The organism is uncultured Thiodictyon sp., from assembly GCA_903837595.1.
Lineage (GTDB): Bacteria > Pseudomonadota > Gammaproteobacteria > Chromatiales > Chromatiaceae > Thiodictyon.
The window spans coordinates 1-25,226 of the sequence record CAILVI010000329.1; the positions used below are offsets into that span (position 1 = coordinate 1).

The window sequence follows — 25,226 nt, forward strand, 5'->3', positions numbered from 1 at the left end:
GGCAGGAGCGGCCCCCAGGCCGCGCGACGAGGCACCCGTCAAATCAACACCGCCACCACCGCCCCCGTCATCAGCGTGGCGAAGGTCCCCGCCACCACCGATTTCATGCCAAGCTGGACGATCTCATGGCGCCGCTGCGGGACCATCGCCCCCATGCCGCCGATGAGGATGCCGAGGCTGCCCAGGTTGGCGAAGCCGCACAGTGCATAGGTCATGATGAGCGCGCTGCGCGGGCTCAAGGCCCCGGGCGGCAGGGCGGCGAGTTGCAGATAGGCCACCAATTCATTCAGGACCGTCTTGACCCCCATGAGCGCACCGGCCGTCGTGGCCTCCGACCAGGGGATGCCGATCAACCAGACCAGCGGGGCCATGACCCAGCCGAGGACACGCTGGGCTGTGAGCGGCGCGCCGCCCCAGTCCGGCAACACGGCGAGTATATGATTGCAGATCCCCACCAGGGCGATCATCACCACCAGCATGGCGATCACGTTGAGCCATAAGGGGATGGCCTCCAGGGTACCGCGGGTGATGGCGTCCATGCTGTTCCCGAACTCGGCCTCCATGGGAATCAGCTCGCGGTCACTCTGCTCCAGGGTCTCGGGGATCAGCACGCCGGCAACCAGCAGGGCGGCGGGGGCGCTGATGATGGACGCGACCAGGATGTGACCCATGGCGTCCGGGACCACCGGCCCCAGGATGCCGGCATACAGAATCATGACAGTCCCGGCGACCCCCGCCATGCCGCAGGTCATGACCCCGAACAGTGCACTGCGCGACAGCCCCGCGAGATAGGGCCGGATGAGGAGTGGGGCCTCGACCATACCGACGAATACATTGGCGGCAGCGGACAGCCCCAGGGGGCCACCGGTGCCCAGTGTACGACCCAGGACCCAGGCGAACCCGCGCACCACCAGCGGCAGGATGCCCCAGTGGAAGAGCAGTGCCGAGAGTGCGCTGATGACGATGAGTAGTGGCAGGGCGCGGAAGGCCAAGGCGTAGTTGAACTGCGGGTGGGTGAGTTCAAAGGGGGTGGGACCGCCGCCGAGGAAGCCGAAGACCAGTTTGGTACCCGCCTCGGTCGACTCCTGGATGACCAGCACCAGGTCGTTGAGCGCCAGGAAAATACCCTTGGCCGCCGGCACCTTGAGCAACAACGCGGCCAGGACGAATTGCAGGGCCAGGGCGCCGATGATGAGGCGCGGCTGGACGGCGCGGCGGTCCTCACTTAAGGCCCAGGCGAGGCCGGTGATCACGGTGAGACCGAGGATGGGTTGTAGCAGTAGAAGCAGCGAGGATTGCATGGCGATCAGATCCCCACCTGGGCCAGAAACTCATTGACCGCGGGCCCCGCTGGGCGCTCGCCGGTCAGCACGGCGGGCTCGAAATCGCGTCGCCACTGCGACATCAGGGGCCGCGCCTGCCGCCATTCTTCGTAGAGTATACGGGCCAGGGGTCCGCCCTCTTCGATGAAGCCGGAGTCCAAAAAGTCCCGGTCGGCCTGTACACGATCGTAACTGAAGCGGACGATCTCGGCATGCCAGCGCGCGCCCCGCCACTCCAGCTGGGCATAGCTGCCGCGCACGTCCCCGTCGAAGGGCGAGCCCGCGGACCCGACGTTGAGGATGGGTGTGCCCTCGAATACCCGCTCCAGTGGCCGATGGGTATGGGCGGTAACAAAGAGTGCGATGTCCGGCGGGAGCTTGCCGCGCAGTGACTCGTCGGAGACCGAGACGCCGATCCCGTCGCGGTTGTTGGCCATGGTGCCGTGGGTGACGTGGACCCAGCTGTCCGCGGCGCCGCCATGGAAACAGAGGTGGTCCGGCCAGTCCAGCAGGGCCGCCAGGCGTGGCTTGACCTGGGCATAGGTCCAGTCGGCGAAGCGCCGCAGGTCCGCCTCCAGCGCGTTGGCCGGGGTCTCCCGGCCGCAGCGTAGGATCCAGGTCTCATGGTTGCCCTGCACCGGCAGCCAGCCGTGCGCGCGCCGCAGCCCGTCGAACAGCTCCAGACAGTCCAGGCTCTTAGGCCCCCGATTGACCAGGTCCCCGGCCATCACGACCAGGTCCGGCGCCCAGTGGTGGATGCGCTCCACCACCTCCTGCATGGCCGGCAGATTGGCCTGCACATCAGAGAAGATCACCACTCTCATCAACTCGTACCCTTAAGCTTCTTGGCTAGCGACGCGCTGGTGCGCACGATACCGGGTTTTGCCGCAGGGCGAAAACCTGGCCGCTGCCGTAACCGTCAAGCGCATTGTGTCAGCCGGTGGCCGGCACTTACACTGTGGGGCTGGGCAGACTCGCACCACGCGGGGCCGGATAACCTGAAGGGGCACTCATGACCAACGAAGCTGACGGCGGCGAGCCGGACTGGGAGACGCCGCTCTCCCTGACCACCACCCCGGCGCTGCTGATCCACGCACTGATGGGTAGCGCCAGCGCAGTGCATACCGGCTGGTCGAGCTGCGTGGACGAATCACTCGCCCTGTCCAATGTCGTGGCGATGGACGACAGCGCCGGGAACTATGTCCGGCTGGTAGAGCAGGAATTCGTGGAGGACGGCAAGCCGGACCAGGTCTGGCACGACTGGACGCTCGAGGTGCGCATCGGCGCCATCCTGACCACCGGCCACTGGCAGCTCGAGGCCAGCGCCCACCCCTCCGACTGGGACTGGAACGCCCGGGAGGCGCGCCGCGCCTTCGAGCGGGGCTGTGTCCTGATCGGGCGGCGCGTGCGCGAAACCATCGCCGTCGAAGAACCGGAACGGGCGGAACCCATCCCGCGGGCCAGCCGGCACTGAAGCGTGGTGCGCGTCGCGGCCAGGGGGCCGCTCGTACCCGTCGGAGCCCCCGGCCGCGACGGCTTGCGCCCATCGCCCGCGTCGGTCACAGTGGGCACCGAGTCGGCCCATCCGCCACCCACGCCTGCCCATTTATCACTATCGATCAATCACCACCCTAAAAGGAGCGCCCGATGAAGATCACGGTCAACTTCGATATCACCCCCGAGGAGATGCGCAAGCTGTTTGGTCTGCCGGACGTGGAAGCGTTCCAGCGGCAACTGATGGACGACATCCGCGAACGCATGATGGCCGGGGCCGAGGGCTACGACCCGATGAAGCTCTTCCAGCCCTATATGGCAGGTACCATGGCCTCCTGGGACATGTTCCAGAAATTCCTGGGCGGTAGCATGACGCACCCCAAGAGCTCAGGCGACCAAACCACCGGCGATGGCAAAAAATAGACCTTAAGGATTGGCCGACCGCGCCCATCCGGCGTCCGGACGAACCAACCGCACCATAATCTTAGAGAGGAGGACATTGCATGCATAACGGCACGACCATCACCCAATTCATCATCGAGGAGCAACGGCATATCGCCGGGGCGACCGGTGATTTCACCTCCCTGCTCAACGACATCGTCACCGCCTGCAAGGTCATCAGCAACTATGTCAACCACGGGGCCCTGGTCGGGGCCTTGGGCAGTGCCGGCAGCGAAAACATCCAGGGCGAGACCCAGAAAAAGCTCGACGTCATCTCCAACGACGTCTTCATCAAGTCCAACGAGTGGGCCGGCCACCTGGCGGCCATGGCCTCGGAGGAGATGGACGAGATCTACCCGATCCCGGCCGGCAAACCCCGCGGCAAGTACCTGTTGACTTTCGACCCGCTGGACGGCTCATCCAATATCGACGTGAACCTCTCGGTGGGGACCATCTTCTCCATCCTGCGCTGCGCCGGTGGCGGTCATAACCCGACCGAGCGCGATTTCCTCCAGGCGGGGACCCAGCAGGTGGCGGCCGGCTACGCCATCTACGGACCCTCGACGATGATGGTGCTGACCACCGGCAACGGGGTGAACGGCTTCACCCTGGACCAGAATATCGGCGAGTTCATCCTCACCCATCCCATGATGCAGATCCCGGCCGACGCCCGGGAGTTCGCCATCAACGCCTCCAACATGCGCTTCTGGGAGCCGCCGGTGCGCCGTTATGTCCAGGAGTGCCTGGACGGTAAGGAAGGGCCGCGCGGGGAGGACTTCAACATGCGCTGGATCGCCTCCATGGTCGCCGAGGTCCATCGCATCCTCACGCGCGGTGGGGTCTTCATGTACCCCATGGACGACAAGATGAAGGCCAAGGACCTGGGCGGCAAGCTGCGCCTGCTCTACGAGGCCAATCCCATGTCGTTCATCGTGGAGCAGGCCGGCGGCGGCTCCATCACCGGGACCGAGCGGATCATGGAGCTGCAACCGCAGTCACTGCACCAGCGGGTGCCGGTGATCCTGGGCTCCCGCAACGAGGTGGAGCGCATCCTCGCTTACCATCGCGAGGGGTGATGCGGCCCCGCCGGCGGGTCGCGGCCGGGCGCCGCGGCCCGGCGGACGCCGAGCGCCCGGCCCATGGCCCCCGGCACTTCCCGCCCCCGCCGCTTGCTGATAGTATCCGCGTCATTTTTCGACTTGAGATTCCGGGAGTTTTCGATGTCCGACCTGTTCTACGAAGCCCATCCACAGATCTTCCGGATGCGGCCGCTATCCAGCCTGAGCGTATTCGTCATCATGTTTGCCGGACTGCTGTTCGTCGGGGCCGGCCGGGTGGCCGCGCCCGGGGTCCTGGAGGGACTCACCGGAGGCATGCACCCGGACACCGTTCAGTCCATCGGGATACTCCTCTTCTTCCTCGGCGCCGCGCGGCTCTATGTGTGGTACGCCCCCGCGCGCTTCGAGGTCATCCTGGTCACCGAGGAGGGGTTGAGCTGGAGGCAGGGATTCATGAACCGACAAGTGGTCACCATGGATCGGGAGGACGTGCGTGACCTGCGGGTCCACCAGACGCGGCTGCAGCGCCTGCTGGACGTGGGGGATATCAGCGTCTACACGGACAGTGACAAGCCCGCACTGGTCGTGCGCGGGCTGCCCTGCCCTGAGCGTATCCTCAGCCTGATACCGGGCCAGGCGACCACCCCCGCGGCGACGTGATCGATCTCGGCATCTGTTCGTCCCTCGGCTACGACAGCGCAGCCATGCGCAGCCGGGTCGCGAGTCCGGAGGCCTGGATCGCGCCCGACGGGACTCCGACTCAGACAAAATTAATCTCATAAGGCCCCGCCGGGCCGCGCCGCTCCGGGCGCGGTTCGGGTCCGTAGCGGAAAGCCAACATGGACTCGGTGCGCCGCAGGCGGCGGCTCAACTCGCGCGCCAGGTTCATCATGATCAGGGTGAAGGGCTCGGGGTCGGCCGCATAGAGCTGGTAGAGCAGTGCATTGCTGAGCCCCAGGGCGCAGCAGTCCTGGGCCGCCATCACGCTGGCGCTACGCGGATACAGATCGATCAGGGCCATCTCACCGAAGCAGTCCCCCGGGCCCAGCCGCCCGATGACCTCGACCCGCTCCCCCCAGGCGCGGTGGACCTCCACCCGCCCCGAGCGCAGGACGTACATGGTGTCGCCCTGCGCGCCTTGGCGGAAGAACCAGTCCCCGGCCGGCACCGCCACCCGGGTGGCCCGCTCGTTGAGATAGCACAGCGCGCGATCCGGAACGGCGCCGAAGATCGGCATGTCACGCAGCAGCGCCAGCTCGTCGGCGGTGTTCGGGAGTGACTCGGGCGGCGCGCCCGGGGTGGGATTCGCGTTCATGGGTGCATGATCGGGCGGCTGATGTTGGATGCAAGCAACAGGATCGGTGGACTAACCGGCCAAAGTCTAGCAGGTTGGGACGACGCCGACTGGCGCCCCCGCGCACGCGCTTGCGAACCGACTTGGACCCATCGGCTGCTCTGGGCTATGGTAGTCGCCCCGCCTGCCGGGGCGCTCCACCGGCGAACCATTACCCTATCAGCTGAGGTTCGATCATGTCCCTGTACGACACGGCGCGCGCCGCCTACCCCTTGACCCGTATGCGTCGGATGCGCCGCGACGCCTTCTCGCGCCGTTTGATGCGCGAGACCATCCTGACCCCGGACGACCTGATCTATCCGGTGTTCGTGCTCGAGGGCTCGGGTCAGCGTGAAGCGGTGGCCTCCATGCCCGGCGTGACGCGCCTGAGCATCGACCTGCTGGTGGAGGAGGAGGCGCGCACGATCACCGCGCTGGGGGTCCCGGCCATGGCCCTGTTCCCGGTCACCCCGGCCTCGGCCAAGTCCGAGGACGCCCGCGAGGCCTTCAACCCGGACGGCCTGGCCCAGCGCGCCGTGCGCGCGCTCAAAGACGCCCTGCCCGACCTGGGAGTGATCACCGACGTCGCCCTGGACCCCTTCACCACGCACGGGCAGGACGGTCTGATCGACGAGTCCGGCTATGTGCTCAACGACGCCACGGTCGATGTACTGGTCCGCCAGGCGGTCTCCCACGCGCAGGCCGGGGCCGATGTCGTCGCCCCCTCCGACATGATGGACGGGCGCATCGGCGCCGTGCGCACCGCCTTGGAGGCAGAGGGCCACATCCATACCCGCATCCTGGCCTATTCGGCCAAGTACGCCTCCGCCTTCTACGGCCCCTTCCGCGACGCAGTGGGCTCAGCAGCGAACCTCAAGGGTGGCAACAAGTACAGCTACCAGATGGACCCGGCCAACACCAACGAGGCCCTGCACGAGGTCGGGCTGGATCTGGCCGAGGGTGCCGACATGGTGATGATCAAGCCCGGGATGCCCTATCTGGACATCGTGCGGCGGGTCAAGGACCAGTTCGGCGTGCCCACCTTCGTTTACCAGGTGAGCGGGGAGTACGCCATGCTCAAGGCAGCGAGCCAGAACGGCTGGCTCGACGAGCGCGCGGTGGTGCTGGAGTCACTGCTCGGCTTCAAGCGTGCCGGGGCCGACGGCGTCCTGACCTACTACGCCAAGGACGTCGCCCGCTGGTTGGGCGAGTGAGTTGACCCATGCCGGAGCGTTACGCCGTCATCGGCAACCCAATTGCACACAGCAAGTCCCCGCTGATCCATGCCGCATTTGCCCGCCAGACCGCTCAGAACCTGGAGTATGGCCGGATACTGGGTGACCCGGAGGACTTCGACGGCACGGTCCGGCGCTTCTTCGAGGCGGGCGGTCGGGGCCTCAATGTGACTGTGCCATTCAAGGAAGCGGCATGGCTGCTGGTGGATGAGCGCAGCCCCGGGGCCGAGAGCGCCGGGGCCGTCAATACCCTGATCCCGCTCCCCGACGGTCGGCTGCGCGGGGACAATACCGACGGGGTTGGCCTGATCAGGGACCTGCGGGACAACCACGGGTTCGACTTCGCCGGGCGGCGGGTGCTGCTGCTGGGTGCCGGCGGGGCGGTCCGGGGCGTCCTGCGACCTTTGCTGGAGACCGGACTGAAGGACCTGCTGATCGCCAACCGCACCGCCGCGCGGGCCATCACCCTGGCCGAGGCCCTGGGCGACCCGGGAACGGTGCGCGGCTGCGGTCTCACCGACCTGGAGGGTCGGCAATTCGATCTGATCATCAACGCGACCTCCGCTGGACTCGCGGGGAAGGTCGCGCAGATCCCGCCCGACTGCCTCGCACCGGGGGCCTGGACCTATGACATGTTCTACGCCGACGAGCCCACGCCCTTCTGCCGCTGGGGCCTGGCCCATGGGGCCGGACAGGCGATCGATGGGCTCGGGATGCTGGTGGAGCAGGCGGCGGAGTCATTCAGACTGTGGCGCGGGACGGCCCCGCAGACCGCGCCGGTCATTGCGTGGCTCCGGCACGGCGGCTAGGACCGCGAGAGGGCAGCGCTCGGCCGTCCGGCCACGGCCTGACGACGGGTGCTGACCCCGAGTTTGCGGTAGATGCGCTTCAGGTGGGTGTTGACCGTGCTCGGGGAGATAGTTAACCGATGAGCAATTTCCTTGTCGGACAGCCGCGTCCTCAAGAGCGCGAGAATCTCGCTTTCACGTCGGGTCAGGGCCGTGTCGAGACCCGCTGGGTCCCCGCAGGGCGGCGGCATGCCGAGGAAAGGCGGTGACCACGCTGAAGCAGAGGCTTGGCGCTCGTCTAACGCGGCCAGCACCCTGGAAATGAATGATGCGTCATAGGTGCCTGGTTCCAGCTGCTCCAGCAACGAGACCACGGGGAGGCCCAGCTCGACGATTGGGCGGGTCACGCCGCCGGGTTCTGCGAGTATCACCGCTTCGCGTAGCGCGGCCAGGGCCTCCTTGGTCCTGGCTAGCCCTTGCAACGCCAGCGCTTTGAGTGCGAGAACCTCGATGAGTTGCAGCTTGTCGTGCACCTTGCGGTTTTCTCGCTCGTATTGCTGGAGCCTGGGCAACGTGGACGCGATACTCGCGGCCGTGCCCGCGGCGATCTGCACCCGGCATTTGGTCAGGCGCGGGATCTCGGACCAGAACATCATATAGGCAGGGCTGGCCGTTTCATCGTCGGTTTGCATTGCCTCGATAGCACGCCCCAGATCGCCTGACATCAGTGCGATGCGGGCCGCGCAGGATCGACTCACGGCATAGGACTCACGGTCACCGTTATGCGTGGCCAGTTGCTCCAGCATGGCGATGGTCGCGGTGGCCGCCGCGCTGTCACCCAGCGCCTGCGAGGCCAGCGCGAACATCGCGAGACTATCGATCGCCGTACGCCGATACAGTAGGAACCGGTTGTCCAGGTTCGGTTGCAGGCGCCGCAGCGCCGGCGCGAATGCGTTGCGATGGAAACAGACACTGGCGGCCAGGTACGCAAAGAGCCCTTGTGTGATCGCCGCGCCGCTGTAGAGAGGTAAGCCGTCGGCAAGTTCGACTTCACGTTGCGCCCCACCCAGGTCTGCCTCGAATAGATGGACCGCGATCAAACCCATCTGCTCATGAGATATCGTGGGACTCATGCCGTCACTCGTGGGTCGTGTCAGACCCCGCAACAGACGTACGGCCGAATCCGCCTGTCCGGCCTTCTGCAGCGAACCGGCGTAATACAGATACGCCGTGCTGCGCATCATCCCAGACGATTCGGGTAGCCGCGCCAGGGCTTGCGCGAAGGACTCCCGACTGCGGCCGCTCTCGACCTCGTAGTAGCACGCCAAACCGCGAAAGAAGTCGATCTCCCCGGGGAGCAGGGGGTCGGTCTCACCCACTGCGCCCAGCGCCCGCAAGGCCTCGATCTTGGGGGGACTATCGGCTGGTCGGTGCTGTCCGAACAGCAGCCAGGCCTGCGCCATCAGTAGCCCGGGGCGCTCTTGTTTCAGGCGCTCAGGCAAGTGTGCCAACCATTTCGCCGAGAGATACCAGGGAACCGTCTGAATTTCAGCGCACCGATGCGCCTCCACGAGCCGTGCGGCGCCCAGTTCATCGCCACTGGCGAGCGCCTGTTGGATGGCCTCGTCGATCAGCCCGGCGTCGGCAAACCAGGCACTGGCACGGCGGTGCAGCGCCGTGATCGCATCCCGCCCCAGGCGATGCCGCAGTTGCGCTTGGACCTCCTGCTGAAACAGATGATGAAAGCGAAACCATTGACCCTGGTCGTCCAGCGACACGACAAAGAGATTTGACCGGCACAACCGTTGCAGGAAGTCGTGGCCAGTCAGGGCAGCGGACTCAGTCCCGGGCTCGGGGGCGCAGACCGCCGTGCAAAGTCCGGCGCAGAAACGATCCAGGATCGAGGTCTTGAGTATCCAATCCCGCAGCGCGACCGGCTGAACAGCGATGACCTCCTGAACCAGATACTCGCGCACGGACGCGACGCCGGCCCGTAGTTTGCCCGGCAGGCGCCGCAAGTCCTCGATACCGTGCGTGGCCAAAGCCACCAGCCGCAGGCCCACGGCCCAGCCTTCCAGCCTGTCTTGCAACCCGCGCAGCGTGTCGTCATCAACGCTACAGCCGGTGATCTGTTCAAGCAGCGCGGCGGCCTCCAGATCGGTAAACCGCAGGTCGTGTTCCACCACGTCGGTCAGGCGGCCACAGGCGCGCAGTCGTACAAGATTCAACGGCGGCTCGCTGCGGGTCACGATGACCAGATGCAGGGCGCGCGGTGGGTGGCTGAGCAGACACTCGATGACGGTGTGGACAGCGGAGTCGGCACCGACGCGGTGATAGTCGTCCAAGACGAGCAGAAACGGCGCATTGATGAGGTCCAGATCGTTCGCCAGCGTGGCGCTCACGACCGGCAGCGGGGCAAGGGTCGGCGCATTGAGTAATGCAGCGGTCCCGGCACAGGACTCGGGGTGCAGTGATCGCACCGCGGCGACCAGATAGCGCAGAAATTCCGCCAGTTCTGTATCGGTGACGTCCAGCGACAGCCAGGCCACTGGGATTCGCAGCGAAGAGGACCAGCGGGCGACCGCCAGGCTCTTGCCGTAACCGGCGGGCGCCACCACCAATGTCAGAGGCGCTTGCGCTTCGCCGCCAAGCAACGCGCGCACGCGCGGTCGGGCGATCAGATCACCGCCCACTTCAGGCGGGTACAGCTTGGTTCGAAGCACAATCGGGGAATTCACTAGTGGTCCAGGTCCCAGCGGATGAATCACGTCTCTGTCCGGTCAGACAGCCATTTATCAGGGTATTTCGCGGCCTTCAGGAGCCGGGGCCTCGCTGCGGTCCGCGACTCCGCCCCCCAAGTCCGGGCCGACAGCGCTCGAGCGTCGCGAGTAGACCGAAACCCAACAGACAGATATCCCCTTCGCCTCACAGGGCCTCCTGATCCCCAGGGGCCCAGTCAGAGTACCTTATTTTAGGGGATGGCGGTCCACTGGAAACCCTGTAAGCTATTAAATCCGCAGTGTCCACCGGTCCTCAATGGTTTGAGCGTTGCCCAAGGGCGAGTGGAGGAATCCGGGCGGTCCGGCTCGACGTGGTCTCCGCCAGGCGTCGGATTGAGGCCCATACAGACATCAGTGATGCTGCCGACACTCAGAACCTTTGTGCCATGGGGAGTCAGCGGCCTTCCTGTGAAAGGCGACTCGCAAGGATATCTCACCACCCGCCGAATGCGAACACCCTGACCCCAGAGAGTCTGCCATGGCCATGCAATTTTATCCCCCGACCAGCCTTCTTCCTTACGCCCTACTCGCCGCAATACTGCTCACCTCCTCATCGTCTGCGGCCTTGGCGGCCGACGTCAAAGGACCGGACGACTGGCGCTTCGATGTCATGCCATACGGTTGGGCGGCCGGTATTGGCGCCGACCCTCAACGCGGCGGGGCTGCCTGGATCGGTTTTGACCGGATACTCGACGACCTCGATATGGCCTTCATGGGGGCCTTCGCCGCGTCGAAGGGCAAGTGGCGATTTGACGCCGACATCATTTACATGAAACTCTCGGAGAAGGATTCCGGAGCCCTAACCGTTCCGCTCGGACCAGGCATCCCTGCCAGCGCCAGCGTCCGGGTGGACCTTAAGGCCTGGATTCTGAATCCGAACGTCCGGTACCGTTTCTACGAGACGGATAAGCTCGAGCTCAGCGCCCTGGCCGGGGCGCGTTACCTGTCGATCGAAGGTGGCATGAATCTGGCCGTGGTGTCGCCGCTCGGCCGGATTGCCGGCGATCTGGCTGGAACCAAGCGCTGGTGGGATGGGGTCATCGGCATCAGCGGACATTACAACCTAACCAAGGGCTGGTATGTGCCGTTCCTCTTCGATATGGGGACCGGGGACAGCCAGTTCACCTGGCAGGCCGTCGCCGCCGTGGGTTACCGCTTCGAGCGTGTCGACGCGGTCGTGGGCTATCGGCATATCGCGTGGGATTTCAAGGGTGGAGGGGCACTCAACGCCCTCTTCGTCACCGGACCCTACGTCGGTCTCGCGTTCTCCTTTTAACTCATGTGTCCAGATCACCGAAGCCCTCAGTGCCGCGGCGACCAGACTCGGACCAGGGTAAGCGACTTGGGGCTGCCCTTGGTCATCAGGAGCAAAACAATGCGTAATACGACGGATGCCGCCTCACACAAACTATACCTTATAGTCGCGGCCTGGCTCGCCGCGCTGGTCACCTTGAGTACCGAGGTCTGTGCCCAGAAAAGCGAAGAAGAAATTGCCCTGGCGGCCCAGAATCCGGTGGCGGCAATGGTGAGTGTACCCTTGCAGTACAATTACGACCAACAAATCGGGCCGCAGCAAGCCGGGCGCAAGAATTATGTGAACGTACAGCCCGTCACCCCGTTTTCGCTCAACGATGACTGGAACCTGATCTCGCGCACGATCCTGCCCGTGGTCTGGCAAACGCAGATCGCTCCCGGCACCGGCAGTCAGTCCGGCATTGGCGATATCACGCAGAGCTTTTTCTTCTCGCCGAAGCGGCCAACGGCCGGCGGATGGATCTGGGGCGCCGGACCGGTAGTTTACCTGCCCACCGCGAGCGACAGGCTGCTCGGCGCCAACAAGTGGGGCCTGGGCCCCACCGGGGTACTCCTGAAACAGGCGCATGGATGGACCTACGGTGCGCTGGCAAACCATATCTGGTCGGTCGGCGGGGCCGGCAACGTGAATATCAGCAACACCTTTCTGCAGCCGTTCCTGACCTACACGACGAAGGGCTTCACCTCGGTTACACTGAACTCTGAGTCGATCTACAACTGGGAGACTCGGAAATGGTCGGTGCCGATCAATCTCATGGTCTCCCAACTGCTCAAGGTCGGGCAGCAGCGCCTGCAATTACAGGCAGGGGCGCGTTACTGGGCGGATGGTCCCGACAGCGGCGCCCACGGCTGGGGCGCGCGTATCACGGTGACCTTCCTGTTCCCCAAGTGAGCCGGCGTACCGAGGGTCCGGGACGCCAGGTGTTGATCCCAAGACCGATCCAGGCAATGCAAACAGGTTTGCTCACCGGCCGCACGCATCGCCTGCTGTCCGATGCTTTCCCACCCGGGGAATATGGCCACCTGGCAGGTGGTGGGTCTGAAGCCATTTGACAGTGACCACCTGCCACCTCTTGATGATCTATGTCCCGTCAACCGCGTTAATAGACGATGGAGAAAATCGATGAAGCGAAATGACTGTTTACCTGCCCTGGCAGTTGCTTGCGCGGCGCTGCTTGGGACGGCGATGCCGACGCAGGCGGCGCCGGCCAAGCAACCCAACATCCTCGTCATCTGGGGAGATGACATCGGCCAGTTCAATATCAGCGCCTACAACATGGGCATGATGGGCTACCAGACGCCCAACATCGACAGCATCGCCAAAGACGGCGCGGTTTTCACCGACTGGTACGGCCAGCAAAGCTGCACCGCTGGACGCGCGGCCTTCGTCACCGGGCAGTCGCCCATCCGCACCGGACTCACCAAGGTCGGGCTACCCGGCGCAAAGGAAGGCTTGACCAAGGCCGACCCGACCGTGGCCGAGTTGCTCAAGCCGCTCGGCTACAAGACCGGACAGTTCGGCAAGAATCATCTTGGCGACCGCAACGACATGCTGCCCACGGTGCATGGGTTCGATGAGTGGTTTGGCAACCTCTATCATTTGAATGCGGAAGAGGAGCCGGAAAACGTGGATTACCCGACGGAGGCAAAGCTTCCCGGCTTCAAGGCGAAGTTCGGCCCGCGTGGCGTCCTGCACTGCGTCGCGTCGGACAAGGACGACCCCACTGATGACCCGCGTTTCGGCAGGGTTGGTAAACAGGTCTGCGAGGACACCGGTCCGCTGACCAAGAAGCGCATGGAAACGGTCGACGAAGAGGTCACCGCTTCAGCGCTCAAGTTCATGGATAAGGCGGTGAAAGCAGGTGAGCCGTTCTTCATTTGGTGGAACTCTTCCCGCATGCACGTCTTCACGCACCTCAAGAAGGACAGCGAGGGCAAGACCGGTCTTGGGGTCTATGCCGACGGCATGGTCGAGCACGACGGGCAGGTCGGCCAGTTACTCGCTGAGGTCAAGAAGCTCGGTATCGAAGACAACACCATCGTCATGTATTCCACCGACAACGGCGCTGAGTTCTTCAACTGGCCCGATGGCGGCACGACCATGTTCCGTGGCGAGAAGAATACCCAATGGGAAGGTGGCTTCCGCGTCCCCACCCTGATCCGCTGGCCCGGGGTGATCAAGCCTGGCACCATCGTCAACGACCTGGGCGCCCATGAAGACATGATTCCGACCCTGCTCGCGGCGGCCGGAGACCCCACGGTCAAAGAGGACCTGCTCAAGGGCAAGACGATCGGTGACATGACCTACAAGGTCCACCTTGACGGCTACAACCTCATGCCCTTCCTGAAAGGCGATGTGAAAGAATCGCCCCGTCACGAGTTCCTCTACTGGACCGACGGCGGCAGCGTCGCGGCACTGCGCTACAACAACTGGAAGATCTCCTTCCTGCGACAGAACTCCGTCGGCATCAAGGTTTGGGAGACTCCATTTGAGGAACTACGCTGGCCGATGCTGACCAATCTGCGTATGGACCCGTTCGAGCGCGCCGCGGATGAATCCACTGGTCACCCGCAATGGGCCGCTTCACGTATGTTCGTGCTCGCACCCGCCGGCGCCTATGTCGGGCAATGGTTGCAGAGCTTCCGCGAATTCCCGCCGCGCATGAAGCCAGGCAGCTTCAGCCTTGATCGTGTGATGGAAGCGGTGACTGCATCCAGTAAAGGCAGCAATTGATGCCGCGCGAGTGAAACCCACGGGCTGGCCGAGTGGTCAGCCCACGGCTTCATGACCGCGAGCAGCGCTTCAACCTGGATGCGGTTCTGCGGAAGATGCAGGAAGACGCAGGATCGCAGTAACACGGATGCGGCGGGGTGCTTCGCCGGAAGTGCCCCGCCGATTGTCAGATAGTCTGAGGGGAGACTCAAGCATGAAATGCGACGGCACAGCATCCAGGATTGAACGGCGGGCGCAGGGTAAGGCGCTTCGCAAGAATTGCTCACGCGTTGCGCAGGGCGAGTGGAAGCCGCGTGCCAAGTCGAAAGACATCATCAAGCTTCTTGAAGAATCGGACGCTGATCGCATTGTCGGTCTTATCCCGCTCAAGTATCAGAGGATGTCCGTCTCGCCTTTCACGTTTTTCCGCGGCGCGGCCGTCATCCAGGCGCGGGACCTCGCGCAAGCCAATGTTTCGGGGATCACCGTTCAGGCGTGCGGCGATTGTCACCTACTGAATTTCGGCGGCTTCGCCTCGCCAGAACGAAAGCTCGTTTTCGACATCAACGACTTCGATGAGACCTACCCCGGCCCCTGGGAATGGGACCTGAAGCGGCTGGGAGCCAGCCTGATCCTGGCGGCCAGGGACCGCCGATTTTCCAAGGGCACGGCGATTGAGGCAGTTCGGGCAGCGGGCTCGGCCTATCGGGAACGGATGGCTCAGTTTGCGCAGATGAAGGTGCTCGACACCTGGTATGCACAGGTCACCGTCGATGCCATTCAAGAGCACTTCCGCCACGATCGGGATATGTCGGTACGATTGTTGAAGAAGTACAAGCAGTCCCACTCACAAACCGCCGAACGGGCAGTTCCCAAACTCACGGCGGTGGTGGACGGGCGGCAACAGATCAAGGACAATCCCCCGGCGCTGTACCATCTCCAGCGTTTCACTCACGATTTCGAACAACAACGGGAGGCCTTTGTCGCTCAATACAGGCAAACACTGAGCCCGGATCACCGGCGTTTGTACGAGTGCTATCGTTACCAGGACAGTGCAGTGAAAGTCGTCGGAGTGGGCAGCGTGGGGACGCGTTGTTATCTGTCCCTGTTACTGGCCGATCACGATGATCCACTCTTGCTGCAATTCAAGGAAGCGCGCCGGTCAGTACTGGAATCGCCGCGCGGCCAGAGTCGCTATGAGAACCAGGGTCACCGGGTGGTGGAAGGCCAGCGCCTGATGCAGGCCGCCAGCGACGTCTTTCTCGGCTGGAGCAGCACACAGGGGCACGATTACTACGTGCGTCAGTTCCGCGATATGAAGGTCTCCGCGGATGTGGAAACGTTCAAGGCCGGCACGCTGGTCGGATACGCCACCCTGTGCGGCTGGACCCTGGCGCATGCCCACGCAAAGACCGGCGATGCCGCCATGATTGCCGGATATTTGGGATCGAGCGGACGGTTCGACGACGCCTTGGCGCACTACTCGCAAGCCTACGCCGATCAGGCGGAACGAGACTTTGAGTTGTTTCAGGCGGCCATTCGTTCCGGGCGCCTGTCGACAGCGCCGGCCAAGGCGGCCGATTTGGAGTTCTTGGTTTAGTCAACGACGAGAGGCGACGACATGACGTGGCAGCAGCGTTACCGCATCAGCCGGTTCCTCAGGGATTCCATCTGGCTTGCGCCGGTGGTCGTGATTGTACTGGTGTTGCTCGCGCATCCGCTCGTGGGTCGCCTTGACGGGATCCTGGGCGTGAAGGCTGTCATCGGCGCCGAGACCGCGCGCGCCCTGCTGGCGGCGCTGGCGTCGTCCATGCTCACCTTCATTGTATTTGTCTTTTCGATCATGCTGGTGACCGTACAACTGGCCAGCGCCCAGCTCACGCCACGGATCATCGCCACCTTCTTTCACAGCGGTATTCTCCGCTTTTCCCTGACCGTCTTCGTATTTGCATTCGCCTTTACGCTGGAGGCGCTCAGCCAAATCGGGGACTCGGTCCCGCAGATAGCGGTGTGGGTCAGCTCATACAGCAGTGCCGGGTGTATCGGTGTCTTCCTCTACCTGATCCACGACGTGGGCAAGTCGCTGCGGCCCATCAGCGTTCTCACCTGCGTGGGCAACACGGGGCAAGCGGTGATTCGCGAGGTCTATCCGCTGACGGTGGTGGCCACGCAGGAAGCGCCGCCAAAGTTCGCGCCGGTGCCGGAAGGAGGCGGTTCGCGCACTGTCCAGTCCGGCCGCACTGGCGTCGTGCTGGCGTTCGACGTGGCCGGACTGGTGGAGTTGGCCCGGCGCGCCGACTGCCTGATCGAATTCGTTCCACAGGTTGGGGCGTTCGTGACCAGCGGGGATCCGCTGTTCCGGTTGCACGGTGGTGGCGCGGCGCTTGCCGATCACCTGTTGGATCAGTCCGTTGCCATCGGATCGGAGCGTACGGTGGAGCAAGACCCGGGATTTGCGTTCCGTATTATCGTCGACATCGCCGCCAAGGCGCTTTCCTCCGCCATCAACGATCCGACCACGGCGGTGTTGGCCCTCGATCAGGTCCATCGCCTGCTGCGGGCGGTTGGCGAGCGGCAGTTGGATACGGGGCGGATGCATGACGATGTCGGACGGTTGCGGCTCCTGTATCGCACGCCGGATTGGGAGGATTTCGTCGCCTTGGCGATCACCGAGATCAGACTCTTCAGCGGGAATAACATCCAAGTCGTCCGCCGCCTCCGTGCCATGTTGGAGAACCTGATCGATACGGTGCCACCGCAGCGAGCGGCCCTTCTGCGCACTGAGCTTGAGCAGCTCGACCGTGGCGTGGAGCACGCGTTCCGCGACCCTGGAGACCGTGTTCGCGCGGGCTTGGCGGATTCGCTGGGCGTGGGCGGCGCGACCTGAGTTTGCATCCTGAAGAGAGCATTTGTCCAGTTATGGAAAAGCGCGGCGGCCTTGATGATTTTTCCCTGCTCGGGGGACCGCTGAACCGGCTGGGTTGTCGCCTGGGCCTGGTCCGTGGCGGAACGGACACCGTTCCGCTCGGGCTGGTCCTGGGCGCCGTCCCGTGGATTGTCCTGGTCGCGCTGGCGCTGGTCGAGGGCCTGGGCGATGCGCTCTTTTCCATTGCGGCGATCGGCAAGCACGTCCGCCTGCTGGTGGCGGTCCCGCTGCTGTTCGTGTGCGAGGCCTTCATCGACCCGCGATTTACCGCATTTGTGCAGGGTATCGTTCGCTCGCAGATCGTGCCCGCAAGCGAACAGGCCGCGCTGAATACCGAGCTGGCGCGCATCGCCCGATGGAAGGACGCCTGGCTGCCGGAGGCCTTCTTCCTCTTGGCGGTTGCGTGGTTAGCCTTGACCATGCAGAGTGGGGACATCTTCGAGTATCTATTTGGCCTCGCGGGGACCTCCAGCCCGAGGGGCCTGGGCGAAACAACCTGGACCAGCCATTGGAACTGGATCGTCTGCAAGCCGCTGTTCCAATTCCTGCTGCTGCGCTGGCTCTGGCGGCTTACGCTGTGGAGCATCCTCCTCTGGCGCATATCGAGGCTGGAGCTGCGCCTGGTACCGGCCCACCCCGATCATGCCGGCGGGCTGGGATATCTCGAATTGGTGCACACCGAATTCATTCCCCTGGTCCTGGCAATCTCGGCAGTCCAGTCCGCGTCCTTGGCCCAGGCCATCGCTTTGGGCGGCATGACAATAGACGCGATTTACCCCAGCGTGGCATTCGTTCTGCTCGTAGACGTGGTGCTGTTTCTCGGTCCGCTGCTCATCTTCTCCCGCGAGTTGTGGAAATCTAAGGTCACGGGCATGAGCAACTACGGCGCCTTGGCAGAGCGCTATGTGAGCGAGTTCGACAGGAAATGGCTGGGCGCAGACCCAGCCCCGGCAGAGCCCCTGTTGGGCACAGCCGACATCCAGTCCCTGGCCGACCTGAGTAACGCCGTGGGCATCGTACGTGATATGCGCCTGGTTCCCGTAAGCCAGAGTATGTTGATCTACCTGGCCGTCGCCGCGCTGCTGCCGCTGCTGCCGCTCGTGCTGTTCAAATATCCCTTTACGGACCTGCTCGCGAAATTCTTCGGGGGACTGTCCGGCCTGTGACTGCTGCATTCTATATCCCTAATCAAGATGTGAGCATTATGAATCAAATTCGCACAATAGTCGGCGGCAAAGCCCAATGGAGCATCAGGAGGTCCAGGTCATTCGCTTTATTGGCTGTTCTTTTCGTCTTCAGCTTCGCCCTGCCGGCGTTCGCCGCCGACCCTTTGCCCTCCTGGAACGAGAGCCCGGCCAAACACTCCATCATCGCTTTCGTCGAGCAGGTGACCACACCCAGCTCGCCGGATTTCGTGCCGGTGCCGGCCCGTATCGCCGTGTTCGACAACGACGGGACCCTTTGGGGCGAGAAGCCGTTGCCCGTGCAATTGTACTTCGCGCTCGACCGGGTGAAGGCGCTGAACGCCCAGCATCCCGAGTGGAAGACCAAGGAGCCGTTCGCCGCGTTCCTCAAAGGCGATTTGAAGAACGCCGCCGCCGGCGGTGAGCACGCGCTCATGGGGCTTATCATGGCCACGCACACGGGCAACACCACGGTCGAATTCGAGCAGATCGTGACGGACTGGATCGCCACCGCGAGACACCCGCAGACCGGCAAGCGCTACACTGAAATGGTCTATCAGCCCATGCTCGAGGTGCTCGCCTACCTGCGCGGAAACGGATTCAAGACCTTCATCATCTCCGGGGGTGGCATCGAGTTCATGCGCCCCTGGACGGAGCAGGTCTATGGCATCCCGCCTGAGCAGGTCGTTGGCAGCAGTGTGAAGACGCGGTTCGAGTTGCGGGATGGCAACCCGGTGCTCGTGCGCCTGCCGGAACTGAGTTTCAACGATGACAAGGGCGGCAAGCCCGTCGGCATCCTCCAGCACATCGGCCGGCTGCCGATCGCGGCGTTCGGCAATTCCGACGGCGATTTGCAGATGCTGCAATACACCTGCGCGGGCGGCGGTGCGCGCCTGTGTCTCTACGTTCACCACGACGACGCCGAGCGGGAATACGCCTACGACCGCCAGGACCGGTTGGCCAAGCTGGACAAGGGGCTCGATGAGGCCGCCAGGAAGGGCTGGACGGTGGTGAGCATGAAAGACAACTGGAAGACCATCTACCCCAGGCAGTCGGAGATCACCGCGATCGACATTCTGCTGAAACCGGACGCGACCATGCTCAAGCAGGCCGCCGCCAACAATGCCCGTCTACTCGCCGTCTACCCGACGGGTTTCACCCTGGATGCGGCGCACACGCCGCACATCACCCTGCTGCAGGGCTTCGTGCGCACGGCTGACTTGGACAAGCTGTATGCGGCCGAGGACAAGGTGTTCGCGGCCGCCGACGTCGGCGCGATGAAGCTGGAGGCATTCAAATTCTACTATGTCCCAACCGGCACGACGGGTGTTGCCGGCATCTCCGCGAAGCCAACCCCGGAGTTGCTCAAGCTGCAGGCGGATATCATCGCGGCGGCCCAGCCGTTCATGGTCGAGACGGGGCCCATCGGCGCCTTTACCGCGGCGCACGACGATTCCGCCACGGACGAGGCGATGATCGATTATGTCTCGACCTATGTGCCGGCGATGTCCGGCGAGCACTTCAATCCGCACGTCAGCACCGGCGTCGCCCCCCGGGACTACCTGGACCAGATGGTCGCCGAACCCTTTGAGGGCTTCGTCTTCTCGCCCGCCGGCGCGGCCGTTTATCAACTCGGTCCGTTCGGAACGGCCACGAAGACGCTCAAGGAGTGGGAGTTGAAACCCGTGACTCGTTCGCCGGCAGGCGCCGCAGCGGAGCCAGTCCATTGAGCTGACCAACGGATCGATAGTCAACCTGTTCACCTACGAGGCAGAGCAGCTCACGGCGCGTACCCAAGCGAGCTTCGAGCGCATGCAGACCGCGAAGGCGGTCGGCATGCCGACCGAGGGTTTCGGCTCGCTCCTCAAGGCCCAATTGGCGGGGCAGTGCCGCAGTCTGCTCGGTACGCTGCTGGAGGCCGAGGCCAAGCACCTGGAACGCTAATGCGACCTGCGGACCACGCAGGGCCGGCTGCTCGCGGCGGCACGCGCCTACTCCTGACCTTGCGCGCGATCTGTCTGCCGGGCGGGCTGGCGATCGGGCACCTCCGCTGGGCCGAGCCCGCTGTGCGGCGCTTCGATCGCGAGCTGCGTTGGCTGACCTGGACCGCAGTGCCGACGATCTTCGTTCCGCGCCTCGCCCTCGGTCTGAACCTGTATCAACCCCCGCCGTCCGGCCGGGCGCGCCGCCGGGAGGCACGCCGGTCGCGCAGACTCATCAGGGTCCAGACCGGACCCGAAATGGCATAGCCCAGAAAGCCCAGGAACAGGACGATGGGCGGCTGGATCAGGATCAGGGCGATCACCAGCATCACCACCACCGCCAGCACAAAGGGTACCCGCCCCTGCAAGTCGAGCTGCTTGAAGCTGAAATAGCGGAAATTGCTGACCATGAGTAGACCGGTCCCCGCGGTGAGGGCGGCCACCAGCCACGAGACATAGGACGGGTCTATCCCCTGATCCGCCCCGATCCAGACCCCACCCGCCACGACGGCCGCCGCCGAGGGGCTGGGGAGCCCCTGGAAGAAGCGCTTGTCGGCCGAGCCGAGCTGGGTGTTGAAGCGGGCCAGGCGCAGGGCCGCCGCCGCGCAGTAGACGAAGGCGGCGAGCCAGCCGAGCTTACCGAGCCCGTGCAGGGCCCAGTGATAGGCGATCAGGGCCGGAGCGACCCCGAAGGCGACCATGTCGGAGAGGCTGTCATACTCGGCCCCAAAGGCGGTCTGGGTGTGGGTCATGCGGGCGACCCGTCCGTCGAACCCGTCGAGCAGCATGGCCGCAAAGATGGCAATCGAGGACGCCTCGAAGCGCCCCTGGGTCGCCGCCAGCACGCCGTAGAACCCCGCGAACAGGGCCGCCGTGGTAAACAGATTGGGCAGCAGATAGATGCCGCGGGGACGTTTGCGTGTAACTGGGGGTTGTTCCATTGGGCGCGACCGGACCTTGAGATATGGGGCGGGAGTATAGCCTAAACCATGTGACCTCTCGTGACACCGCTCCAGCGGTGTCACGCCTGTGTTGGGCACTGTGCGCCCCGCGGCCGTCGGGCGGGATGACGCTCGAGGCCGTCGTCATACGTTGGTTGACTCGTGTCGGGTCCGGTCATTGGCGAGGCCCGCGCGGCGTGCTGTCGCCGACAGGGTGTCGGCGCTCCAATGTGCGCGCTCCAACCTCACTCCGCGCTAAGCCCATCCACCCGCTGGAACCCCCGCGGCAGCGGCTTGCCGCGCCGCCCGCGCTCGCCCTGGTAGTGCTCCAGATCGGCGGGCTTAAGCGTAAAGGTCCGCTTGCCGGAGGTGATGACGAGGCTGCCACCCTCGCGCACCACCGCCAGCCCCACCAGCCACTCCAGGCGCTCAGCGCCGTTGGCGCCGGGGATGCTGATGATCTTGTTGCCCTTGCCGCGCGGCATCTCGGGCAGGTCAGACACCGGGAAGACCAACAGATGACCGGTATTGGTGGCGGCTGCCAGGCGCGGGTTGGGCAGGTCGGGGATAGGGATCAGCGGCAGCACCCGGGCGCCCGCGGGCAGCGTCAGCACCGCCTTGCCGCCCTTGGGCTTGGCATACAGGTCCTCCATCCGGATGATGAAGCCATAGCCCGCGTCGCTCGCAAGCAGCAACCGGGTCTGTGGCGGGTCGCCCAGCACGGCCACGAAGTTCGCCCCCTTGGGCGGGTCGAGCCGACCGGTCAGCGGCTCGCCCTGACCGCGGGCGGACGGCAATGTGTGGGCCGGGAGCGAGTAGCTGCGTCCGGTGCTGTCCAGGAACACCGCAGTCTGATTGCTGCGGAGCCGGGCGGCGGCGAGGAATTGGTCGCCGGAGCGGTAGCTCAAGGCCACCGCGTCGATCTCGTGGCCCTTGGCGGCGCGCACCCAGCCCTTCTCCGATAGGACCACGGTCACCGGCTCGCTCGGGGTCACCTCGGTCTCATCAAGCGCCGCGGCAGCGTCACGCGCCACCAGCGGGGAGCGGCGGGCATCCCCATATTTCGCCGCATCGGCGGTAATCTCTTCGCGGATCAGCTGCTTCAGACGCCCATCGTCCCCCAGGATGCCCTGGAGGTGGTCACGCTCGGCGGCCAGCGCCTCCTGCTCACCGCGGATCTTCATCTCTTCCAGGCGGGCGAGTTGGCGCAGCCGGGTGTTCAGCACATAGTCGGCCTGGATGTCGCTCAGCGCGAAATGACCCATCAGCACCGGCTTGGGCTCATCCTCGGTACGAATGATGCGGATCACCTCATCAATGTTGAGATAGGCAATCAGCAGCCCTTCCAACAGGTGCAAGCGGTCCAGCACCTTGCCCAGGCGGTGCTCCAGGCGGCGGCGCACGGTGGCGGTGCGAAAGAGCAGCCACTCCACCAGGATCTCCTTGAGATCCATGACGCGCGGCCGCCCGTTGCCGGCGACCAGGTTCATATTGACCCGGTAGCTGCGCTCCAGATCGGTGGTGGCGAACAGATGCGACATGAGCCGCTCGATGTCGACGCGGTTGGAGCGCGGGACGATGACCAGGCGGGTCGGGAACTCGTGGTCAGACTCGTCCCGGAAGTCCTCGATCATCGGCAGTTTCTTGGCGTTGAACTGGGCAGCGATCTGCTCCATCAGCCGCTCGCCCGAGACCTGATAGGGCAACGCCGTGATGATGATCTCGCCCTGCTCCACCTCGTAGCGGGCGCGCTGGCGCAGGCTGCCGTTGCCGGTCTCGTAGATCTTCAGGATGTCCTCAGCTGGCGTGATAATCTCGCCTGCGGTGGGGAAATCGGGTCCAGGCACAAAGGCCATCAGGTCGGCGACCGACGCCTGCGGGTGGTCCAGCAGATGGATACAGGCGCGCGCCACCTCGCGCAGGTTGTGGGAGGGGATGTCGGTGGCCATGCCGACCGCGATGCCGCTGGCCCCGTTGAGCAGCAGGTTGGGCAGACGCGCGGGCAAGAGCTTGGGCTCCTCCAGGGTGCCGTCGAAGTTGGGCTGCCAATCGACCGTGCCCTGATCCAATTCGCCCAGCAGCAGCTCCGCATAGGGGGTCAGGCGCGACTCGGTGTAGCGCATCGCCGCAAAGGACTTGGGGTTGTCCGGCGAACCCCAGTTGCCCTGACCGTCGATCAGCGGGTAGCGATAGCTGAAGGGCTGGGCCATCAGCACCATGGCCTCGTAGCAGGCGCTGTCGCCGTGGGGGTGGAACTTGCCGAGCACGTCGCCCACGGTACGGGCGGACTTCTTGAACTTGGCGGCGGCGGAGAGCCCCAGCTCGGACATGGCGTAGAGGATGCGCCGCTGCACGGGCTTCAGCCCGTCGCCCACGTAAGGCAGGGCACGGTCCAGGATCACGTACATGGAGTAGTCCAGGTACGCCTTCTCGGTAAAGACGGAGAGGGGCTGGCGCTCCAGGCCCTCGGCGTTGTAGGTCAGGGTGTCCGTCATGGTCGGTCCAGTCCGCGGGAAGTCAGCCGCGCATGATGCGGCAAGCGGCGGCGGGGGCCAAGGGGGGCGGCGTTCTCGTGGCCACCGCTGCCGCGGTGGCACGCGTGTGTCAGGCGCTGTGCGCCGCGGGCGCCGACGTGACGCCGACGGGCACTATGCGGCAAAATGGCGACTAGCGCGCCCCCCGACGGGGACCGTCAGCGCCCTCCCCCGCGCCACCGGAGAACCGATGATGATTGAACTTCCGCTCGCATCCCTGGCCCTGGAAGAAAAGCTCCAACTCATGGAATCGCTGTGGGACGATCTGTGCCGCCAGGATAACGGCATCGAATCCCCCTCCTGGCACGAAGACCTCCTGGCGCAGAGAGAATCCGCCATCACGCAAGGCACCGAACAATTCACGGACTGGGAGACCGCCAAGCGGACGATCCGCAACCAGCTACCGTGAAAGTCCGAATTCTGTCCGCGGCGAGCCGTGATCTGCTGCAAGGGCACGCCTTCTATGAGAGGCAGAGAAGAGGACTCGGCGATTACTTTCTCGATTCACTGTTCTCCGATATCGATTCTCTTGCCATCACTGCCGGCGTCCATACGATATCTTTCGGCGCATATCGCCGCCTGTTGTCCAAGCGCTTCCCCTTCGCGGTCTACTACCGTGTTGAAGAGGGCGACGCCATGGTCTACGCGGTGCTGGATTGCCGCAGAAGGCCGGCGTGGATTCGCCGGCGACTCGGGTGATCGCTTGAGTGCCCAAATCGGCTACCCGGTATCATTGAAGCGGAGATTGCGGCATGGATAACCCGCAGTTTGAAGACTTGCTGGAGAGCGTACGCGACATGGGTCGCCATATGCGCGGCGCGGTAGTCCCCGAAGCACGGGGGCGCGAACTTCGGGAGCCTGACGTCGCCGCGATCCGCGAACGCACCGGCCTGAATTGGCTTCGATACGCGACTCGACCAATCACGTCATCAAGCCCGGCATATCTCCTTTCCACGCCTGATTCAACGGAGGACAACGGATGACGACGCGAGTGAAGGCCATCACGCTGCTCGGATTGGCGCTGGGCCTCGGCGCCTGCAATGAAGACCACCCGTTCGCGAACGGAACGCCGGTCGGCGAGCGCTGCGGCAGCGGGCCGGTCGAGGACTTTGCCGGGCGGGCCGCGTGCGGGAAGGGGGACACGATTGAGACCTTGAAGCCGGCGGACTATTGCGATTTCG

General features: G+C 64.5%; 24 protein-coding genes. 18 read left to right on the forward strand and 6 right to left on the reverse strand.

Features of this window, described 5'->3' with window-relative positions; translation table 11 throughout:
• Window positions 1–38 precede the first annotated feature (38 nt).
• Window positions 39–1,301, reverse strand: a complete 1,263-nt coding sequence (locus QZY44_RS18385) for a nucleoside transporter C-terminal domain-containing protein (RefSeq protein ID WP_295449509.1) — start codon at window positions 1,299–1,301, stop codon at window positions 39–41.
• 5 nt (window positions 1,302–1,306) lie between these two features.
• Window positions 1,307–2,146 carry a metallophosphoesterase family protein gene (locus tag QZY44_RS18390; protein ID WP_295449512.1) on the reverse strand — a complete coding sequence of 280 codons (840 nt, stop codon included), beginning with the start codon at window positions 2,144–2,146 and terminating at the stop codon, window positions 1,307–1,309.
• Window positions 2,147–2,334: 188 nt separating this feature from the next.
• Here QZY44_RS18390 and QZY44_RS18395 point away from each other — a divergent pair, with 188 nt between their 5' ends.
• The 4 genes from QZY44_RS18395 to QZY44_RS18410 all read left to right on the forward strand — a co-directional run bounded on the left by QZY44_RS18395 (window position 2,335) and on the right by QZY44_RS18410 (window position 4,975).
• Complete coding sequence (locus QZY44_RS18395) at window positions 2,335–2,796, forward strand: hypothetical protein (protein WP_295449515.1); 462 nt, start codon at window positions 2,335–2,337, stop codon at window positions 2,794–2,796.
• Window positions 2,797–2,969: 173 nt separating this feature from the next.
• The gene (locus tag QZY44_RS18400; protein ID WP_295449519.1) at window positions 2,970–3,239 is read left to right on the forward strand and encodes a DUF6489 family protein; all 270 of its coding nucleotides are present in this window, start codon (window positions 2,970–2,972) and stop codon (window positions 3,237–3,239) included.
• An 80-nt stretch (window positions 3,240–3,319) separates the two neighbouring features.
• A complete protein-coding gene (locus QZY44_RS18405) occupies window positions 3,320–4,333 on the forward strand; it encodes a class 1 fructose-bisphosphatase (RefSeq protein ID WP_295449522.1) in 1,014 nt (337 codons plus the stop codon).
• 144 nt (window positions 4,334–4,477) lie between these two features.
• The gene (locus QZY44_RS18410; protein WP_295449524.1) at window positions 4,478–4,975 is read left to right on the forward strand and encodes a PH domain-containing protein; all 498 of its coding nucleotides are present in this window, start codon (window positions 4,478–4,480) and stop codon (window positions 4,973–4,975) included.
• Between the two features lie 100 nt (window positions 4,976–5,075).
• Here the strand turns inward: QZY44_RS18410 and QZY44_RS18415 are convergent, their stop codons facing one another.
• The gene (locus QZY44_RS18415) at window positions 5,076–5,630 is read right to left on the reverse strand and encodes a Crp/Fnr family transcriptional regulator (protein ID WP_295449526.1); all 555 of its coding nucleotides are present in this window, start codon (window positions 5,628–5,630) and stop codon (window positions 5,076–5,078) included.
• Window positions 5,631–5,845: 215 nt separating this feature from the next.
• Between QZY44_RS18415 and hemB the strand changes: the two genes are divergently transcribed.
• Both hemB and aroE read left to right on the forward strand, forming a co-directional pair.
• The gene (gene hemB, locus QZY44_RS18420) at window positions 5,846–6,862 is read left to right on the forward strand and encodes a porphobilinogen synthase (protein ID WP_295449529.1); all 1,017 of its coding nucleotides are present in this window, start codon (window positions 5,846–5,848) and stop codon (window positions 6,860–6,862) included.
• Window positions 6,863–6,870: 8 nt separating this feature from the next.
• Window positions 6,871–7,692, forward strand: coding sequence for a shikimate dehydrogenase (gene aroE / locus QZY44_RS18425; protein WP_295449532.1), 822 nt, complete (start codon window positions 6,871–6,873; stop codon window positions 7,690–7,692).
• Here the strand turns inward: aroE and QZY44_RS18430 are convergent.
• The gene (locus QZY44_RS18430; RefSeq protein ID WP_295449534.1) at window positions 7,689–10,394 is read right to left on the reverse strand and encodes a LuxR C-terminal-related transcriptional regulator; all 2,706 of its coding nucleotides are present in this window, start codon (window positions 10,392–10,394) and stop codon (window positions 7,689–7,691) included. The two genes, aroE and QZY44_RS18430, sit on opposite strands and share 4 nt — an antisense overlap.
• Window positions 10,395–10,929: 535 nt before the next feature.
• Between QZY44_RS18430 and QZY44_RS18435 the strand changes: the two genes are divergently transcribed.
• From QZY44_RS18435 to QZY44_RS35865, 9 genes are all read left to right on the forward strand, one after another.
• Window positions 10,930–11,727, forward strand: coding sequence for a hypothetical protein (locus tag QZY44_RS18435; protein WP_295449537.1), 798 nt, complete (start codon window positions 10,930–10,932; stop codon window positions 11,725–11,727).
• Between the two features lie 66 nt (window positions 11,728–11,793).
• Window positions 11,794–12,657 (forward strand): transporter, encoded by an 864-nt coding sequence (locus QZY44_RS18440; protein ID WP_295449540.1) that lies wholly within the window; start codon window positions 11,794–11,796, stop codon window positions 12,655–12,657.
• Between the two features lie 231 nt (window positions 12,658–12,888).
• Complete coding sequence (locus QZY44_RS18445; RefSeq protein WP_295449543.1) at window positions 12,889–14,499, forward strand: arylsulfatase; 1,611 nt, start codon at window positions 12,889–12,891, stop codon at window positions 14,497–14,499.
• Between the two features lie 193 nt (window positions 14,500–14,692).
• Window positions 14,693–16,078, forward strand: coding sequence for a DUF2252 domain-containing protein (locus tag QZY44_RS18450; protein WP_295449546.1), 1,386 nt, complete (start codon window positions 14,693–14,695; stop codon window positions 16,076–16,078).
• Between the two features lie 21 nt (window positions 16,079–16,099).
• On the forward strand, window positions 16,100–17,365 hold the full coding sequence (locus QZY44_RS18455; RefSeq protein WP_295449549.1) for a DUF2254 domain-containing protein: 1,266 nt from the start codon (window positions 16,100–16,102) through the stop codon (window positions 17,363–17,365).
• A 32-nt stretch (window positions 17,366–17,397) separates the two neighbouring features.
• On the forward strand, window positions 17,398–18,570 hold the full coding sequence (locus tag QZY44_RS18460) for a hypothetical protein (RefSeq protein ID WP_295449552.1): 1,173 nt from the start codon (window positions 17,398–17,400) through the stop codon (window positions 18,568–18,570).
• On the forward strand, window positions 18,567–20,318 hold the full coding sequence (locus QZY44_RS18465) for an HAD family hydrolase (RefSeq protein ID WP_295449555.1): 1,752 nt from the start codon (window positions 18,567–18,569) through the stop codon (window positions 20,316–20,318). The genes QZY44_RS18460 and QZY44_RS18465 overlap by 4 nt, the downstream gene beginning before the upstream one ends.
• Before the next feature lie 82 nt (window positions 20,319–20,400).
• Entirely contained in the window at window positions 20,401–20,532 is a 132-nt protein-coding gene (locus QZY44_RS18470; RefSeq protein ID WP_295449558.1) for a hypothetical protein, read from the forward strand.
• A complete protein-coding gene (locus tag QZY44_RS35865) occupies window positions 20,532–20,837 on the forward strand; it encodes a hypothetical protein (RefSeq protein ID WP_365304824.1) in 306 nt (101 codons plus the stop codon). Before QZY44_RS18470 ends, QZY44_RS35865 begins: the two co-directional genes overlap by 1 nt.
• Here the strand turns inward: QZY44_RS35865 and pssA are convergent.
• Window positions 20,747–21,511: a CDP-diacylglycerol--serine O-phosphatidyltransferase gene (gene pssA / locus QZY44_RS18475; RefSeq protein ID WP_295449561.1), complete on the reverse strand. Its 765-nt coding sequence runs from the start codon at window positions 21,509–21,511 to the stop codon at window positions 20,747–20,749. The genes QZY44_RS35865 and pssA overlap by 91 nt on opposite strands.
• Window positions 21,512–21,756: 245 nt before the next feature.
• Window positions 21,757–24,006, reverse strand: coding sequence for a DNA topoisomerase IV subunit A (gene parC, locus QZY44_RS18480; RefSeq protein WP_295449565.1), 2,250 nt, complete (start codon window positions 24,004–24,006; stop codon window positions 21,757–21,759).
• Window positions 24,007–24,235: 229 nt separating this feature from the next.
• Here parC and QZY44_RS18485 point away from each other — a divergent pair, with 229 nt between their 5' ends.
• From QZY44_RS18485 to QZY44_RS18495, 3 genes are read left to right on the forward strand one after another with little or no spacing between them, the layout of a single operon-like run.
• Window positions 24,236–24,454, forward strand: a complete 219-nt coding sequence (locus QZY44_RS18485; RefSeq protein ID WP_295449568.1) for an addiction module protein — start codon at window positions 24,236–24,238, stop codon at window positions 24,452–24,454.
• Window positions 24,451–24,744, forward strand: coding sequence for a type II toxin-antitoxin system RelE/ParE family toxin (locus QZY44_RS18490; RefSeq protein ID WP_295449571.1), 294 nt, complete (start codon window positions 24,451–24,453; stop codon window positions 24,742–24,744). The genes QZY44_RS18485 and QZY44_RS18490 overlap by 4 nt, the downstream gene beginning before the upstream one ends.
• A 53-nt stretch (window positions 24,745–24,797) precedes the next feature.
• Window positions 24,798–25,028, forward strand: coding sequence for a hypothetical protein (locus QZY44_RS18495; protein WP_295449574.1), 231 nt, complete (start codon window positions 24,798–24,800; stop codon window positions 25,026–25,028).
• Window positions 25,029–25,226: the final 198 nt, after the last annotated feature.